At 51.8% G+C, this 16,096-nt stretch carries 16 protein-coding genes and 1 tRNA gene; 11 read left to right on the forward strand and 6 right to left on the reverse strand.

Annotated elements, in window-relative coordinates; genetic code table 11:
- The first annotated feature begins 215 nt into the window (after positions 1–215).
- The 4 genes from HJG54_RS15730 (at position 216) to HJG54_RS15745 (ending at position 1,666) form a co-directional block, all read left to right on the forward strand.
- Positions 216–689: a hypothetical protein gene (locus tag HJG54_RS15730; protein ID WP_316429833.1), complete on the forward strand. Its 474-nt coding sequence runs from the start codon at positions 216–218 to the stop codon at positions 687–689.
- Positions 686–1,021 (forward strand): hypothetical protein, encoded by a 336-nt coding sequence (locus tag HJG54_RS15735; RefSeq protein WP_316429835.1) that lies wholly within the window; start codon positions 686–688, stop codon positions 1,019–1,021. Before HJG54_RS15730 ends, HJG54_RS15735 begins: the two co-directional genes overlap by 4 nt.
- Positions 1,022–1,103: 82 nt before the next feature.
- Positions 1,104–1,340 carry a hypothetical protein gene (locus HJG54_RS15740; protein WP_316429836.1) on the forward strand — a complete coding sequence of 79 codons (237 nt, stop codon included), beginning with the start codon at positions 1,104–1,106 and terminating at the stop codon, positions 1,338–1,340.
- Between the two features lie 17 nt (positions 1,341–1,357).
- On the forward strand, positions 1,358–1,666 hold the full coding sequence (locus HJG54_RS15745) for a hypothetical protein (protein WP_316429838.1): 309 nt from the start codon (positions 1,358–1,360) through the stop codon (positions 1,664–1,666).
- A gap of 10 nt (positions 1,667–1,676) precedes the next feature.
- On the opposite strand, the gene HJG54_RS15750 is transcribed toward HJG54_RS15745, so the two are convergent.
- The 4 genes from HJG54_RS15750 to HJG54_RS15765 form a co-directional block, all read right to left on the reverse strand.
- Positions 1,677–2,702, reverse strand: coding sequence for a tyrosine-type recombinase/integrase (locus HJG54_RS15750; RefSeq protein WP_316429840.1), 1,026 nt, complete (start codon positions 2,700–2,702; stop codon positions 1,677–1,679).
- Positions 2,703–3,058: 356 nt separating this feature from the next.
- A tRNA-Met gene (locus tag HJG54_RS15755) sits at positions 3,059–3,131 on the reverse strand.
- Positions 3,132–3,397: 266 nt separating this feature from the next.
- A complete protein-coding gene (locus HJG54_RS15760; RefSeq protein ID WP_316429842.1) occupies positions 3,398–5,650 on the reverse strand; it encodes a peptidoglycan DD-metalloendopeptidase family protein in 2,253 nt (750 codons plus the stop codon).
- A gap of 1,100 nt (positions 5,651–6,750) precedes the next feature.
- Positions 6,751–7,239 (reverse strand): tRNA (cytidine(34)-2'-O)-methyltransferase, encoded by a 489-nt coding sequence (locus HJG54_RS15765; protein ID WP_316429844.1) that lies wholly within the window; start codon positions 7,237–7,239, stop codon positions 6,751–6,753.
- A gap of 257 nt (positions 7,240–7,496) precedes the next feature.
- Here HJG54_RS15765 and HJG54_RS15770 point away from each other — a divergent pair, with 257 nt between their 5' ends.
- Entirely contained in the window at positions 7,497–7,685 is a 189-nt protein-coding gene (locus HJG54_RS15770) for a hypothetical protein (RefSeq protein WP_316429845.1), read from the forward strand.
- A 13-nt stretch (positions 7,686–7,698) separates the two neighbouring features.
- Here HJG54_RS15770 and HJG54_RS15775 read toward each other — a convergent pair whose 3' ends face one another.
- Positions 7,699–8,046, reverse strand: a complete 348-nt coding sequence (locus HJG54_RS15775; protein ID WP_035997076.1) for a DUF1830 domain-containing protein — start codon at positions 8,044–8,046, stop codon at positions 7,699–7,701.
- A gap of 339 nt (positions 8,047–8,385) precedes the next feature.
- Here HJG54_RS15775 and HJG54_RS15780 point away from each other — a divergent pair, with 339 nt between their 5' ends.
- Complete coding sequence (locus HJG54_RS15780; protein ID WP_316429846.1) at positions 8,386–9,960, forward strand: photosystem II high light acclimation radical SAM protein; 1,575 nt, start codon at positions 8,386–8,388, stop codon at positions 9,958–9,960.
- A 50-nt stretch (positions 9,961–10,010) separates the two neighbouring features.
- Here HJG54_RS15780 and HJG54_RS15785 read toward each other — a convergent pair whose 3' ends face one another.
- The gene (locus HJG54_RS15785; RefSeq protein WP_316429847.1) at positions 10,011–11,111 is read right to left on the reverse strand and encodes a calcium-binding protein; all 1,101 of its coding nucleotides are present in this window, start codon (positions 11,109–11,111) and stop codon (positions 10,011–10,013) included.
- A gap of 419 nt (positions 11,112–11,530) precedes the next feature.
- Here HJG54_RS15785 and HJG54_RS15790 point away from each other — a divergent pair, with 419 nt between their 5' ends.
- From HJG54_RS15790 to HJG54_RS15810, 5 genes are all read left to right on the forward strand, one after another.
- A complete protein-coding gene (locus HJG54_RS15790) occupies positions 11,531–12,997 on the forward strand; it encodes a DICT sensory domain-containing protein (protein WP_316429849.1) in 1,467 nt (488 codons plus the stop codon).
- A gap of 36 nt (positions 12,998–13,033) precedes the next feature.
- The gene (locus HJG54_RS15795) at positions 13,034–13,693 is read left to right on the forward strand and encodes a pentapeptide repeat-containing protein (RefSeq protein WP_316429850.1); all 660 of its coding nucleotides are present in this window, start codon (positions 13,034–13,036) and stop codon (positions 13,691–13,693) included.
- A 91-nt stretch (positions 13,694–13,784) separates the two neighbouring features.
- Positions 13,785–14,633, forward strand: coding sequence for an alpha/beta fold hydrolase (locus HJG54_RS15800; protein WP_316429852.1), 849 nt, complete (start codon positions 13,785–13,787; stop codon positions 14,631–14,633).
- A gap of 216 nt (positions 14,634–14,849) precedes the next feature.
- Positions 14,850–15,416, forward strand: coding sequence for a pantetheine-phosphate adenylyltransferase (gene coaD / locus HJG54_RS15805; RefSeq protein ID WP_316429853.1), 567 nt, complete (start codon positions 14,850–14,852; stop codon positions 15,414–15,416).
- A complete protein-coding gene (locus HJG54_RS15810; RefSeq protein WP_316429854.1) occupies positions 15,311–16,024 on the forward strand; it encodes a hypothetical protein in 714 nt (237 codons plus the stop codon). Before coaD ends, HJG54_RS15810 begins: the two co-directional genes overlap by 106 nt.
- The last annotated feature ends 72 nt before the right edge of the window (positions 16,025–16,096 follow it).

Here is a 16,096-nt window from a genome sequence, read left to right on the forward strand (position 1 = left end):
TAGTTCATCCCCAGGCTCTCCCGCTTGGGGTTTCGTTTTTCCAAGGAGCTTCATCCCATGAGTTCAGCCACAACAAACGTCTCTGCTGCGATGGAATCTGTTTTCTCTTGAGAGGCTTGACCCATGACATCCACGCCGCTTGTCAGCGATCGATCCGACCTACCCACGAGTTATCAGCAAGCCCTTTGTGATTTGGCATCACTGAGCTAATTGAGGTGCTGAGCAACTTCTGTGATCCAGACTTCGATGTCGCACGGATGCATTTGGAGGAGCAGGAACTAGAGCATCTTGCTACGCTCCTCATCCAACAACTCTGTGTCAGTCTCAACGGCAGAATGTTGGCTGGCTATCTCAACGTCGTGAGAAATGCTGATCTTTGGACGATCGCAGATCTCCCCAAGCTGGATCTAAAGCCACTGCAACATCCGTTTGTCCTCCCTGAAAGCTTTCCCCACCAAACCTCAGTCCCCCGATTTCTTGATGGCGAATTAGTGCGCTGGCTGCTTTTGTCCAACCATACCCAAACCGATAGCGGCATCGTCATTAGACGATTCTTTGCCTTTGCTTCCCATCGTGGGCAGTGGGAGTGGAAGTATCTGATCTGGCTCAAAGACACTTCCAGTGGAATCCATGCCGATACGGCTTGGGAGGAAGATTTGGAATCACTGAAGGAGGGAAAATACCCATGACTCGTCCTCGTCCCCTGAGCGATCGAGACCTGGCACTAATCAACCTCTATGCCAACTGCCAATTCGGACTTTCTCCTCGTCGCTTCTATGCCAAGTGGGAAGTGAGTCATGAGGCAATCGCCAGCATTTGTTCCCGTTCTCCCTCCACTGTACGCCGCTGGTTTGGCAAAGGCAAACACTACCGTGCCCCAAGCCTGGATGATTTACGACATTTGGCATTGATGGACTTTCTGTTGGAGCACTATGACGAAATTCCGCCAGATCTATTCGATCGGTTGTGTCCTGCATCTCAACAAGTTCAGCCACAGAATCCAGACTCTCTCAGCGCATAAATTCAAATTTTTCAATTGCCAGTGGCGCTTCTTTGACGGGTGCTCTACCAGTAGGCTGACAAGTTGTGTCTGCAATTGCACTATGTCCACTCAACCTGCCCCTTTCACTTGCGCGATGGTGCTCCGCACCGCCCGGAGGGCGACCGAGGCTCGTCCCTGGGTGATTGTCCTAATTCAGCCGAATGCCCAGCGCTCAGATCTAGTTCGTTTTCGCAATCGAAGCGATGGCGAAGATCACTTAAGAAAATTGCGGCGATTTATGCCCAAGACTCAATTTGAGCTAGTGTTTGATCCACCTGCTCAGTCACCGTTGGATTAACTTGAAGAGGTAAGCCAATGACTCCAGTTTTGATTCGGTTGTGTGCCGCCATGTGGGTCTGCCAAGAAGCGCAGCAGAAGCAGTCAGAGTTTGTAGATGATCTGAAGCGCTTACGAGAGTTGGATGGCACGATCACTGCCCTGTCGCATGTTCCCGCCCCAAACACCACGATGGTGCTCCGCACCGTCGGGAGGACGATCGTCTTAAAGAGCAACTACGGCGATATTCCCACCAGGGTCATCACGGTGCGAACAGAGGCAACTTCTAATGAGCTAACGGGTAGCGCCATGCCTGTTATCTTTGTTGTTCCTGAAGATCACCTTTAGAAATCTACCCCTAATCTTCCAGAGTTGTTTGATCGGTCAATCCAAAGGGAGGAACTTGGATATGCGCGATCGCTCCTGCATAATGCTCCTCAATCACCGCTACTGAAGTGCCGCACCAATCTGCCACTCGCCTGGATATAATCCCGCTCTCCAAACAGAGCGTAATAAATGTGTGCCGCCAGTTGTACTGGGGCAAATACTCCTTCACCTTGCCTGCTTCCACCAGTTTTTCCACCACGGGTCTCCATACCCGGTTGAGGAAATTATGAGTATCGATCTCCTTGCCCCCTCTAGCTGGAAATACGAGGGCATTTGGATCGAGATTCTCTGGTCTGACTGCATCAAAGACAGCTCTTAGCTCTTCATTGATGGGGAAGTAGCGAGGTGTGTCGGTTTTGGTTGTTTTCCGAATGCGAACATCAGTGGCGACAGCTTCGCAGATGTGGATCTGGTTCTTCTCAACATGCTTCCACTTGAGCGCGAGCGCTTCTTCGGGTCTGCAACCGGTATGAAACAGGAATTTGACATAGGGAGCATAGTAGGAATGGGGAATCGGAGAGTATTTCGAGCAGTAAGTGTTATGTTCAAACGCCGCAATAATTGCCGCTACACACTCTTTGGAAAACGGTTTGCGAGACACTTTGCTCGCCTTCTTCGTCTTAACCTCCTGAGCCAGTTCTTTGAATGGATTCTCGGAGATCAGTTTTTTTCGTATTGCCCAGTTGCAACAAGCACTAAGCTGTTTCAGGGTGCGCTTGGCTGTTTCTGCTGCAAACTCGGTCAGCAGGTGAGCTTGAATGGCAATGGTATCCTCTAGGTAGGGTTTGGGAAATTTCCGGATGCGTTTTTCGATCTTGCCGTAGTCCCTAATAATCGTTGTCTCTTCCAAATGCGCCTGCTGAAACTGGGTGTATTTCTCCCACAGGTCAAGCAGTGATGTTTTGGGGACGGGCAGTGGTGCAGCAGTGTTGGCAACACTCAAGGCATTTTGAGGCTTGTACTTCTCCAGGGTTGGGTCAAAGCGCTCATAAATCATGTCTGACTCAATAAGCTTGGCTTTTGCCTCTGCCACTTTCCGATTAACTTGAGTGTCTGCCAAAATGAAACCGAAGCTGCAACCGATCGTGGGTGGAAATGACAGAAACCATTCCCTTGCTTTGGCGTTTTCTGGGTTGCATAATAGCGCCTCCGAAGTAGTCGGGTTATTAGCAATCTACAGAGTTCATCTGCAATTTCAGGCTGAATTACCATCATAGTAGTTCATCTGCACTGATTTTTTCCACCAAACTTCCACCACTTTTTACCCCAAACTCCACCGTTTTACCCCAAAAAAAGTTTCGGGAGGTCTTGGAATGACCTCCCGAAACGCTTTCCAGAACTTGATTTGGTTGATGGCTCAGGCGGGATTTGAACCTGCGACCTTGGGCTTATGAGTCCCCTGCTCTAACCACTGAGCTACTGAGCCTTGTATTTTTTACTTCAAACTACTAATTTCGAACCGCTCTCGGATTATGCTACTGATGAGCACCAACCAGAGTTAAGGGCGTGCGAAATTTCCAGCTTTATTAAAGTAGCACAAAACGAGAGTTGTTGACCAGGTTTGGCGAATAGATTTCTCGAATTGAAGCTTGCGGTTGACTCAAGGTAGAGGCTGAAACGAATAAACAAAGAGGGCAGCGCTGCCCCCTAAATTTCTTCAAACTGAAATCGCGAATGCGGTTGAGCTGGGACCTACTCAGCCGGCAGGTAGGCCATTGGATTGACCGTTCCTTGGTCAGGCAGGTGAACTTCAAAGTGGAGGTGGGGGCCAGTGCTATAACCTGTACTGCCCATTTCACCAATCTGCTCTCCTTGGCCGAGTCGCTGGCCTTGCTGCACGTAAATGGCGTTTAGGTGAGCATAGCGAGTCATACTGCCATCAGCATGGCGGATTTCGATCATATTGCCGTAGCCACCAGAATTCCAGCCGGCGTATTCAACCACTCCTGTAGCGGCAGCATAGATTGGCGTGCCAATGTCAGAGGCAATATCGATACCGCGATGCATTCTGCCCCAGCGCCAGCCATATCCAGAGGTGAGAACGCCACGGGCAGGCCAAATGTAGCCCTTGAAAATGCCATCCGGCAGAAAACGGTCAGCATTCGGCAAGGAAGGCAAATCGGGAGAGACCATCCGGCCCGTAATCGGCTCTAGCAGAGGGGCGTAATTCTCAGACCCCATAGGAGCCGCAGCGACTACAGTTGGCGTAGTTTGGCGAGGAGCTACTCGTAGCGCCTGGGGCCGACGAGTGGTCCCTGGTTCCAATGAAGCAGCTCGTGAATCGACCCGCACTGGAACCTCAACTGCACTAACGTCTTGCAGGCTGGCAGCGGCTTCTGCTGTATCAGCGGCCGGAGTCGTCACAGCTGCAACCGTGGCAGGCGGCTGCGTCAACTTCTCGCGCATAGCCTTCACTTCCGAGAGCAAGGACTGCACGTAGGGATTCCGACCTGTGGCTGCTTCCGATGTATCAGGCAAAGCGTCAACCGGGGAAGTCAGCGAGGGCAATCCGCTAGGAGCAATGGTGGAAGGTACGACAGCCAGGGTGCGAGCCTCGGTCGAGTCAGCTTGAGAAACAGACGGCACTACGCTGGGTAGCTTTTCGGCCTGCTCAGATGCTGATACTGAAACGGTCGAAGCCGGTAGGACCGAGGGAACGGTTGGCCGGTCTACAGAACGGCTAGATGCTTCCTGCTGGGATTCTGGCAATCGCAAGACCTGACCCACAAAAATCACATTCGGATTGCTGAGGCGATTCGCAGAGATGAGAGTAGCCTGAGTAATGTTGTGAGCACGAGCGATTTGAGCTACCGTATCACCTGGATTTACCCGATATGAAACCTGCTGCTCAAGGCTGGGGGTTGAAGCTGCTATCTGGACAGGCGGCACCGCAGGCAGGGTTGCAGTTGGTCGCGCTGATGCTCTGCTGGGCTGAGCCGGATTTACCTGAGAACTCGCTTCAGGCTGCTCTGACGGCTGCACAGAGGGCACAGTGGCTGTGGCAGCTTCGGGAGCCAGAATTAGTGAGCGGCTCACCCGCATCCAGTCCAGATCAGGACTAGGTGCTGGGGCAACCTGATTGTCCAGAACCGATGGGCTAGCCACCGGGCTGGGTAGAATCGCAATGGGAGATGGGCTAGGCTCCGAGTCGCCAGGCATTTCAGTGATAACTGGACGCTGGTTTTGCTGAGGCTGATCTGGGCCTTTTGCCGGCTCAGCTACCACTCCCTCTACACCTGCAACTAAAGTACCAGACTCCTCACGCCGCAACTCCGCCAGACTAGTTTTGAGCTTATTGCGCTCCTGCTGCAGACGGCCTAACGCTCTATCCCGCTCAGCTCGTACTTGATTGGCTCTGCTGTCGGCACCGCTAACAGAACTATCTGTAGGGCTAGGCAGGCGGTTCAAATCAGCTAATGCCGTCAACTGAGGAGAACGAGATGCATCTGGCTCAGTTACACCTGCAGAACTAACCGGAATCTTGAGAACTTGACCTGCTTTCAAACTCGCATGGGTGGTGAGGCCATTCGCAGCCGCGAGCGATTCAATATCTACCCTGTAGCGTTCAGCGACCTGCCGTAGAGTTTGGCCCTGACGCACAATATGCTCAATGGTTTCACCCGCCGCTGGAGAGACAGTTAGTCCAGTATCCAACGCAGGGGCAGCTGCCATCTGGGAGACTGAAGAAGGAGTCGCCTCCGGAATCTTGGACTCGGCCGCCTGTGCACTATCCCCTTGGCGAGGAACCAGCAGACTGGTTGCACCCATCGACAATGCCAGACCAACCATGGCAGCAGAGGTACGTGCTCGACGTTTCACCCCTGATGGAGCCTCCTCAGAATCTCCTGCTTGAACGTGGCTTGCACCGGCATGATTGACATCAGCGTGAGTGACACAGAGTGAGCAGGAAACGGGCTTAACCTTCCGCAGAAATGCTCGCTTCAAAAGAATAACCTCCTAAAGAGCAGCGCTTAACTATCCTGGAACCAAATCGAACTTTAGAGTTTGCTTGAGCCCAGTCAGTGACTCGAGTCACTAGGAACAGAGATCAAGATCACAATCATTAAGGTCGGACTAGGTAAGATTACCCTGCTTTTTTGACTTAAACAAGCTTACACCAGTTGTCAGAAAATTCAAGACTTGACCTTTAAAGAATCGAAAAAGATTGCACCCACTTGATCCCAGCCTTGGGATTAGCTGTTTTTCTAACCCCATAGAAATCTAGCAAATCAACCTGTAGCAGGATGATAGCTGCAACAAAAACAATCGAGATTAATGTTTAACTGATCCTTGGATTGTCGTCAAGTCAGTTAACTGGAAAGGCAATTGATTAGAGGAGGCTCAAGAGCTGCTGCAATCCTTGATTTATAAGGCTTTGACGCCGTTCAATTTACTAAAAACTCGCTCAGAATTTTCTGCCAAGATTGCTTTGATAATTTGTATAGCTTTCCTCGAAAACGAACCTGGTTATCACAGATCTTGCGGTTGACAGACCTGACAATCTAGTGGCTTGAAGCGGCCTAGTTCCGATATCTTTCGAATTTGCTAGCGGTTTAACAAAATATGACTTGAAGTTAGTGATTTCTAGTTTTGCGTTATACAAATTTTTTATAAGAGATTGCGAGAATTAGTAATCTAGAAGACGGAATTGAGATAAGGCTTGCCTGAACCAGTTTAGCGAGTTGATTTGATTCATTAACGCGAGCAATTTGTTATTCTAATCAGTTGCTTCTTATAGTTGGTCGCCTTTGCAATTACTCAACTCAATCAGCAAATTTGCATATACGAATATAGTGAAAATAACCAGCGAGACTAAACAAGCCTGCTGCCGACCAGTAGAGCAATGTAGCTACCTATAAATCCACCCGTATTACGGCAATCTTGGACAATTGGGATCTTGTCGCTGGATCCACCCCCTTTACTGGATGCCCGCAGGGCTATAATTCTCCACCGGTGGGAAATTTTGAACAGCAGCGGTTTGGGAAAATTCCCCAGAATGAGAAGTTTAGGGGGCGTTTCAAACAGATTCTTAGAATAATGCTGGGCTATCGAGGTGGTTTGGGGGCACTTGCTTCCAAGAAATAACCGAGCTGCCTTTTTGCTTCAAACAGACCAATGGCCACACTCACCGATAGGTTCAGACTCCTGACCTGGGGTTGACTCATGGGAATGAAAATCGTCGCATCACAGGCTTGCAAAACGTCAGACGGCAGACCAGCAGTTTCACAACCAAACAGTAACCAATCGTCGTCTCGATATTCGAAGTCGGTATAGCTATATGCGCCTGAAGTGCTAAAGCCAAGACAGCGTCCGCCCTTCTGTTGGCAATAGCTGTGAAAGTCGGTTAGCGACTCGTGATAAGTCAGATTGACATAGGGCCAGTAGTCTAATCCGGCTCGCTTTAGATAACGATCGCTAATCTCAAATCCTAATGGCCCTACCAAATGCAGCGGAGTTTGGGTTGCGGCACAGGTACGAGCAATATTGCCTGTATTGGGTGGAATTTGGGGATGAACTAAGACAACTTGAGGCATACTGCCACTCGAATCGCAGCTCAAATGAGAGGATTGGCCAAAGACTGGCCGCCTTTCAGAATACCTTCAAGGTAGCGGATTGGGAACCGCTTTAGAGAGGCCAAGGGATGAACAGGCAAATCAACTGTGGAGTCTTGTGGAGTTCTGTGGAGTTCTGTGGAGTTTGACCTGAGCCGTCGTTAACTTCCGACAGGGCTTTACCAGCCAAATTCAGCTCAAATTCAGCAATGGACCCTATGGGCCGTAGGTTTCTATAGGTGGCTGAAAAAGCAATTAATCAAACAATCAATAAAACAATTAAGAGTTCCTCCAACTTAAATAGAGAAACTCTTGCAGACAGGTATGAAACAGGGAAAATTTGGAATAAAAACAGTTTTCTCAAACAATTGCCATCAAAACGAGCAAGCTGCCCGGGGGCGGTGAACTTAACGGGGCATATCAACTAGATACAATTCAAATTCAATCGGCTGACACAACGGCAGCAAGTGACTCCGCAGGACTATCGTGCTCAGCACCGAGCACAGGTTCCATCTCAAAGTCAGCTTCTAGTTCGGCTTCAATCCGCAACCGCTCACAGGGAATGGTGTCGGCTAAAATCGCACTAGCCATCATACCAGAGTGAATTTCTAGGTGGGCACTGGGAAGGGCTTCAAAGACAAGGCGCTGGCCTGGAAACACAACCCGCTCGAAATACCAGTTGGGAATGTTGGTAATGCGGACAACTTGGATTTTGCTGGTGGCATTGACGTAGCAACACAGCATGTAAGCGTGGCTATTCGGTGGAATAGGATCAAAGATCTGGGCCATAGGAGAGGAGCCGTAATTACGGAACAAAAACTACTTCTAGACCTTAACACTGCCTGATCCCCGCTCGCTGTAAATCCGACTACCAACCTTAGTTTGCACTCCATGCGCTGTGGATCAGAGGCACTTCAACACTGTACTACAAGGTGTCTTGGTGTGGTCTAGCTAAAGCTCGATGCAGCCAGCAGAAGTCAATGGTATCGTAAAGTTATATGAAAAAAATAAGCGCTTGCTTAAGACGTTGCTTCAAGTCTGCCTATCGATGTCAATGATGTTGATGGCATCGCTGGAGCTACAAGGGGCTGCCATTCTTCGCTTTACAACTACGCCATACCAACCGCGATGGAAGACCGAATTCTCTACGTTCGCCTGCCTTGCAACCCGATTTTTCCAATTGGTGTTGTCTACCTGGCCGATCATATTCACAAGCAGTTTCCTGCGCTTGAGCAGCGAATTTTTGATCTGGGCACGATTCCGCCTTTGGACTATGCTCCTGCCCTAGATCGCTGCATCGATGAGTTCCGCCCTACTTTGCTCGTGTTTTCCTGGCGCGACATTCAAATTTACGCTCCTGTGGGAGGACGAGGCGGCAATCCGCTGCAGTATACCTTTGAGTTTTTCTATGCTGGCAATCCGTTGACCAAACTGAGGGGCGCTCTTGGTTTGCTGGGAATTGCTCAGGGCTACTACGGCGAACTATGGCGCAATTTAGGTCTGATTCGGCGCGGCCTGAAGCGGGCAAAACGCTACTGCTCGACGGTGCAATTGGTAGTGGGCGGTGGCGCAGTCAGCGTGTTTTATGAACAGTTGGCGAACTCCTTGCCAGCCGGGTCCATTGTCTCGGTTGGGGAAGGGGAAATTTTGCTGGAGCGGTTGATTCAGGGCCAAGACTTTTCTGATCAGCGCTGTTATGTCGTAGGAGCGACCCAGCCGCGTTCGCGCATGATCCACGAGCAGCCGACGCCTCTAGAAAAAACTGCCTGCAACTACGACTACATTGCCAGCATCTGGTCTGATTTTGACTATTACCTGAAGGAAAACGACTTTTATATTGGAGTACAGACCAAGCGCGGCTGTCCCCACAACTGTTGCTACTGCGTCTATACAGTGGTGGAAGGCAAACAGGTGCGGATCAACCCAACTGAGGAAGTGGTGAAGGAAATGCAGCAGCTCTATGACCGGGGCGTGCGCAATTTCTGGTTCACGGATGCTCAGTTCATTCCGGCCCGCCGCTTTATTGACGATGCGGTGGAGTTACTGCAAAAAATCTTGGCTGCGGGAATGACCGATATCCACTGGGCTGCCTACATTCGGGCTGATAACTTGACGCCAGAGCTGTGCGACTTGATGGTCAAAACTGGCATGAATTACTTTGAAATTGGCATCACCAGCGGTTCCCAAGAATTGGTCCGCAAAATGCGGATGGGGTACAACCTGCGCACGGTGCTGCAAAACTGTCGCGACCTCAAAGCTGCTGGATTTAATGATCTAGTATCGGTCAACTACTCGTTCAACGTAATCGACGAAACCTACGATACGATTCGCCAAACTCTGGCCTATCACCGGGAGCTGGAACGCATTTTTGGAGCCGATAAGGTCGAGCCAGCCATTTTCTTTATTGGGCTGCAACCCCACACGCATCTAGAGCAGTATGCCTTTCAGCAGGAGATTCTCAAACCCGGCTACGATCCGATGAACCTGACGCCCTGGACGGTGCGCAAGATGCTGTGGAATCCGGAACCGCTGGGGTCGTTCTTTGGCGAAGTTTGCTTAGAGGCATGGCAGCGCAATCCAGATGACTTTGGCCGCGAAGTGATGCAGATCCTAGAAGAACGGCTGGGAGTTGCTGCTTTGGAGGAGGCGCTAACCGCACCGATTGAAGCCAAATCAGCCCAGCTTGTACTGTCAGGTTCCTAATAGGTTGCAACTGAGGCTTGCCTCTGGGTACAGCGCTGCTCCCTAACTGACTAGGCCGTTGTGAAATCAGCAGCGGTCAGGCTTGTGGCTCTGATATTGAGCACAACAGCAAGTGGATTCTCAGCCACGCTAATCACCGCATTGCGCCCCTGCTGACCAATGGTCAAATCGGCAAAGCCCAGAGTTGCAGGTAGGGCTATCTGATCGCGCGATTCCTGAAAATCTTGAATTGTTGCTGTTCCACCGATCTGAAGCACAAAGACATCAGGATTGTTGCCGCCGATCAGTTCGTTCCGGCCCAGGCCGCCGGCCAGCCGATCCCGTCCGTTGCCGCCATTTAGGCTATCGCTGCCGCTATTACCCAGCAAACTGTCGTCGCCAGCCTCACCCAAGAGCTGGTCGCGCCCTGCTTCTCCGCTGAGGCGATCGTCACCCGCTCCACCGACCAAAATATCGTTGCTGCCACCGCCCGTAATCCGATCATCGCCACCCAAGCCCCGGATCAGATCGCTACCCCGTCCACCCCGCAGCCGATTGTTGCGATTGTTGCCGTTGCGCTGATTAATTGCCAAATTGCCGCTGCTGCCAGACCCGGTTCCAACATTTCCACCGAATCCAGCATTGCCTGTATTGGCATTGGTGAGGTCAGTATCAAAATCATTGTTGAAGCCACCGTTAAAGCCACCATTAAAGCCGCTGTTGAAGCCACCAAAACTGCCGCCGCCACTGCTGTTACGGTCGAATCCAGCCCCCCTGTTGGTGAACGAACTACTGCCGCTGAACAGAGTCGATTGGCCACTGGTGAACTGGCTATTGGTGAACAGCGAAGTACTGGGGTTGCTGAAGTTGAACTGGGGAAAGTTACTGCTGCTGGTAGTGCCCAGGTTTGTACCCAAGCGGCCACCACTCACGCTGCTAAATTGAGACGAATTGGCGCCAAAAACTGAGCTGGTGTTGTTAAAACTGTTGCTGCCGGTATTGGTGAAATTAGAATTCAGCCCACTGTTGCTAGAGGTGTTGGAGTTGGTCGGGCCGGAGCTAGAACTGCTAGAAAAGGCGCTATTGCTGTTGCTGGAAAAGCCACCTGAAACCACACTCGTACTGCCACTGCCGGTTTGTGTACCAATACCTAATAGATCGTCGTCTTCCATAGCGTCATCCCTCCTGATCCCCTTGGTGCGTTTTTATGCTAGCGACTGGGCAACCTGCTGGTTTCCTTCCCTAGTTGGAATTTGAATAGCTAGCTGGTAGACCTAAAGAGAATTAAAGCGGCTTTAGCTTGGAGGGCGATGAGGAGTGTTTGAGGAATCGATGAACAAATTGCCGAGTGCTTTGTTAGACCGGATGCAGCGCTTGGTGAGGCTCTGGTGGCAGTTCAATTTGGATCGGATCGTCAGGACGGATTTCACCTCCTGACTGAAATGACAGCGAAATTACAGCAATTATTTCTGCTCTCGCTCATCGTTCACTCTCTGTTACCAAATGTTAATTCTGTTAAACTCCTATCTAAGGTGTAATGACCACTCTGCTTTCACTGCCCGTTCAGTCCCGCACGTATCAACACGTCTAAATGTTACCAGGCTCGATTCTGCAACAACTCAGCGATGCTCATCGCCTGCCCAGCGCCTCTGCCGCAGATTCATCTCCATCAGGCAGGCAGCCCCTTAGTTTTGGGGTGTACTACAAAAATACCTTGGTGGCGCTCTGCCACGCCCTAGAGGATGCGATTCTTCAGGCCGACTATCAGCCGCTGATGATTACAGCCTTTCAGCGCGGCAAATGGTATCTAGAAGAAGCCGAGCGATATGGAGAGATTGCCGATCGCGCCCGGCAGGTGGTAATTATGGCCGCTGCAGAAGCTGGGTTTGCTGAGCACCCCACCAGCCAAAAAGCGAATGTAGATTTGGTCAGCCTTGCCGCTACGGATCCGGTAGCGCAGGAATGGCACTTGATTATTCTGTCGCCCAACTACACGGCAATGGTGCTGTGCCAGGAGCTATCCGCAGCCGACTACGGGGCAGTGGGCCAACCCAAAGCCGACCTAGAGCGCAAGTTTTATGGATTTTGGACATTTGAGCCAGGTCTGGTGCTGGAAACTGCCAAACTAGCTGCGGCCCATGTGGGACAGTACAATCCTGAACTGCAGCAGCAACTCACGACCCAGGTGCAGGAAATCGCCGCCCACATTGAGCGCGAAGAAGCCCTCTGCGGCTTGCCGACCACTGAACACCTGGGGGAAGTAGTGTCGCGGGTGGTGGACTATCTGCAAACCCGGCATCAGGGAATGACTCCTGTTTATCCGGTAGCCACCAATCCACTCGACAGCAACCTGATTTCCAACGAACTGCAGGCCTTTTTGCGGGTAGCCCAATTGATGGATCAGGCTGACTTGAGTAACCCAATGGCGGCGGCTGAAGTCGCGAACTTAGCTGAAGCAATGGGACAACTGCTCGATCTACCCGCCTGGCAAGTGCATCGGCTGCGGCTGGCTGGAATGCTGCATCGAATTGCTTTTCTGAGTAGCAGTAGTCTGCTCAGCTCTGGTACCTCGGTTCAGGAACACGCGGAGTCTCCTGATAAGCCCCTGGCCTGTCCTCTGGTTCCTGGTATTCAAGTTCTGCGCCGTATGCAGCGTCTACGAGCCATTGCCACTATCTTGACGCACCAGACCGAATGGTGGAACGGGTCGGGTCAACCTGCTGGCCTTGCTGGAGACGAAATTCCGCTCGAATCACGGATTCTAGCTTTATTGATTTCCTTTCAGCAGCGGTTGGCAGCTCTACGCCGCGCCAATTCTGCCCAGCCGTTGGAAGACATGCTCACCCAAGCCCTGGAAGATTGCCGCACTCAGCAAGGCGAACGCTGGGATCCCAAACTGATTGAAGCCTTGAGTCTCTTAGTCAGCGCCTTTCAGCAAGGCTTCAACCTGCCCGAATCCTTTCCCAAAATTGCCTCTGGCCTGTGGTTAATGGACTCCCACGCCCAAGAGGCCCTGCCGCTGATCTACACTTCCGAACAGCTTAATCTCAAAGGCTGAGCAGCTTTGCCAATCAGGCAAATCACAAATATCCCCATGACAAATGACAACGTGCCCATGACTATCAGCATCGAATCTGTGCGGGCTGGTCAAACCAAGCAGCTTGCTGGCATCAATCTTGAAGACGAAGACCTAGCTGGACTCGACCTGAATCGGGCTAATCTGGCCGGAGCCAAGTTGACTGGAGCCAAGTTGACCGGAGCCAAGTTGACCGGAGCCAACCTGGATGGAGCCAACCTCTTGGGCTGTCAGTTGGTGGGAGCCGACCTGCGGGCCAACCTTCTGGGCGCAAACCTGATGCAGGCCGACCTGACCGAAGCCGATTTGCGCGGGGCCAACCTGCGCGGGGCCAATCTGATGCAGGCGCGACTGGTGCAAACCTCCTTAGCGGGTGCTTTCCTGAGCGGTGCCAATCTGATGGGCGTTAGTCTGCAGGGCTGTGACCTACGGGGCGCCGATTTGCGGGGCGCTAACCTGAATGGCACCAATCTGCGCGGGGCCAACTTGGCTCAGGCCGATCTGCAAGGAGCCATCTTGACCGAAGCTAACCTAGAGGAATCGGACCTGCGCGACGCCAACCTGGCCGGAGCCAACCTGGCCGGAGCCAATCTGCTCTGTGCCGAGCTGACCGGTGCGAATCTGCAAGGCACCAATCTCACTGCCGCCTGCCTCAAAGGAACTGTGCTGGAATCCTAATCTTCTCTCTTGTCCAACGATCCCCAACAGCAGTAAGCTCATCCCAAATGCGCAAACCATCACACTGCTGATTGATAAGTTGGATAAAACTGTGGCAATAAAAGAAAATTCGATCACAATCAATGAACTGGAGTGGTTCTATCGGGAAGCGGAACCCTTAAATCCTTCGGCAAAACCACCAGTGCTGCTGCTGCATGGGCTACCGTCCCAAAGCTATGGCTGGCGCAATGTGATGCCCGCCCTGGCTGAACAAGGGTTTCGCTCGATTGCCCCGGACTGGATTGGCTTTGGGTTTTCGGGGAAGCCAGATAAGCGTAGCTTTGCCTACACCTCGGATGCCTATGTGCAAGCCTTGGCCGATTTTCTGCAGGCTTTAGAGATTCCGCGCCTGTTTCTGGTGGTGCAAGGATTTCTGGGGTCAGTAGGGTTACAGTACGCTCTCCGCCATCCTGACGCGATTGAGCGGTTGGCTATCTTGAATGCGCCGATTACCACCGCAGCTAAACTGCCCTGGAAGATGAAGCAGCTTGGCTTGCCGTTGGTAGGAGAAATGCTGACGCAGGACCCGCTCTTGGTGGATCGAACCCTGGAAGGTGGCGGCGGCTATCGCGTCGAAGATGCCGACCTGGATGTGTATCGCCGTCCGTTTCTCAAGAGTTCGGCAGCGGGACGGTCACTGTTTACGGTGGTGCAAAAGCTCAAACTCGCTCAGGCCACAGCGGAAATTGAAGCGGGATTTGCCAACTGGCAGCAGCCGACCCTGGTGGCGTGGGGCATGCGCGACCCCTGGTTGCCGTTTAGCATCGCTGAAGCCTTTAGCAAAATTGTGCCCCAGGCAGAACTGGCCCAACTCGAAGAAGTCGGCCATTACCCTCAAGAAGACTGGCATGAAAAGGTCAACGCCGTGCTGCTTAACTTTTTGCGCCGTCAGTTGCTCTAGGGGAGCAAGTTTAGGAACTACAGTTTGGAGGCAAATCAGGGAGCAAGTCAATGCTTAGCGGCCAACCGAAGACTCAGGTATAATCGCTAGACATTCCCTGTCATTCACCCCGGCCCTGTAATTCACCCTGAACTGTCCGATATAATCGCCTCAGCGAAGGGTGTTTGCCTTTATGTTTTTATCTCGTTCAAGCTAAATCAACCACCGGAAGCGGCTGTGATTGCTATTTATCCTGGTAGTTTTGATCCCATTACCCTCGGTCACCTCGATGTGATCGAGCGTGGCTGTCGCCTGTTTGAGCAGGTGATCGTAGTAGTGTTTCAAAACCCCAATAAAAAGCCTCTGTTTCCGGTTCAGCAACGTATAGAGCAGATTCGTCGCTCGACGCAGCATTTATCAAACCTGGAAGTAGACAGCTTCGATGGTCTCACGGTCACCTATGCCCGTATGCGGCAAGCCAACGTGCTACTGCGGGGGTTAAGAGTAGTTTCAGATTTTGAAATGGAGCTACAAATGGCCCACACCAATAAGACTCTCGCAGAAGATATCGAAACTATTTTTTTAGCCACTTCGACTGAGCATAGTTTTTTGAGCAGTAGCGTGGTGAAAGAAATTGCCAGGTTTGGTGGTCCTGTTGATCATCTCGTTCCTCAAGCTGTTGCTATAGATATTTGCCAATGTTACGCCAAGACCCCGATCGCATCAGCCCCGACCGCCGCAGAGCTGCCCTCCCCAATGGAGGTGCCTCGAATCGATCACCCCAAAGAGACACCACCCGCATAGGGGGCGTGGACATTCAGCGGGAGTTGAACAAGCTCGAGGAAATGATTTTAGACAGTCCGCGGATTCCGCTCAGCCGACGCACGGTGGTGGATGAGGAGCAATTGCTGGACCAGCTCGATCTGGTGCGGTTGAATTTGCCAACGGCGTTTCAAGAAGCGACAGAAATTCTGCTGCACAAAGAAGAAGTGATCCTGGAAGCCGAACAGATCGCCCAGCAGATCATTGCCACGGCAGAGCAACGGGCCGCCCAGATCCTAGACGAGATGGATATTGTCCGGATGGCGGAACGGGAAGCCCAGCAGATCCGGCAGCAGGTGCAGCAAGATTGTGAGCTGATGCAGCAGCAGGTGATGGCCGATATCGACCAAATGCGCCGTCGCGCCCAGCAAGAGCTAGAAGACATGCAGCGGTCGATGATTGCCGAGTGCGAAGATATTCAGCGCGGAGCTGATGACTATGCCGATCGGGTGCTTAGCGATCTAGAAGCCCAATTTACCGAGATGATGCGCGTAATTCGCAACGGTCGTCAGCAAATTCAATCCGATTCTGCCGCTAAACAAGCCGAAATGAACTCCTTTAGTCGCCGGTTGCAGGACCGACTGCGGTAGGACTTGACTAGCGATACTCCTTTGCCTAATTCTCTGGAATTCCCAATTCTTTGCTGCTGAAGGAAATTGCTT

Source organism: Leptolyngbya sp. NK1-12, assembly GCF_032598965.1.
Lineage (GTDB): Bacteria > Cyanobacteriota > Cyanobacteriia > Elainellales > Elainellaceae > Elainella.

What these genes read in the sequence shown, in the direction of transcription:
- HJG54_RS15740 (WP_316429836.1), top strand. Translation starts at nt 1,104, where the DNA reads ATGTCCACTCAACCTGCCCCTTTCACTTGCGCGATGGTGCTCCGCACC.
- HJG54_RS15745 (WP_316429838.1), top strand. Translation starts at nt 1,358, where the DNA reads ATGACTCCAGTTTTGATTCGGTTGTGTGCCGCCATGTGGGTCTGCCAA.
- HJG54_RS15735 (WP_316429835.1), top strand. Translation starts at nt 686, where the DNA reads ATGACTCGTCCTCGTCCCCTGAGCGATCGAGACCTGGCACTAATCAAC.
- HJG54_RS15775 (WP_035997076.1), bottom strand. Translation starts at nt 8,046, where the DNA reads ATGGCCCAGATCTTTGATCCTATTCCACCGAATAGCCACGCTTACATG.
- HJG54_RS15780 (WP_316429846.1), top strand. Translation starts at nt 8,386, where the DNA reads ATGGAAGACCGAATTCTCTACGTTCGCCTGCCTTGCAACCCGATTTTT.
- HJG54_RS15810 (WP_316429854.1), top strand. Translation starts at nt 15,311, where the DNA reads ATGTTACGCCAAGACCCCGATCGCATCAGCCCCGACCGCCGCAGAGCT.
- HJG54_RS15765 (WP_316429844.1), bottom strand. Translation starts at nt 7,239, where the DNA reads ATGCCTCAAGTTGTCTTAGTTCATCCCCAAATTCCACCCAATACAGGC.
- HJG54_RS15795 (WP_316429850.1), top strand. Translation starts at nt 13,034, where the DNA reads ATGACAAATGACAACGTGCCCATGACTATCAGCATCGAATCTGTGCGG.
- HJG54_RS15790 (WP_316429849.1), top strand. Translation starts at nt 11,531, where the DNA reads ATGTTACCAGGCTCGATTCTGCAACAACTCAGCGATGCTCATCGCCTG.
- HJG54_RS15785 (WP_316429847.1), bottom strand. Translation starts at nt 11,111, where the DNA reads ATGGAAGACGACGATCTATTAGGTATTGGTACACAAACCGGCAGTGGC.
- HJG54_RS15750 (WP_316429840.1), bottom strand. Translation starts at nt 2,702, where the DNA reads ATGATTTATGAGCGCTTTGACCCAACCCTGGAGAAGTACAAGCCTCAA.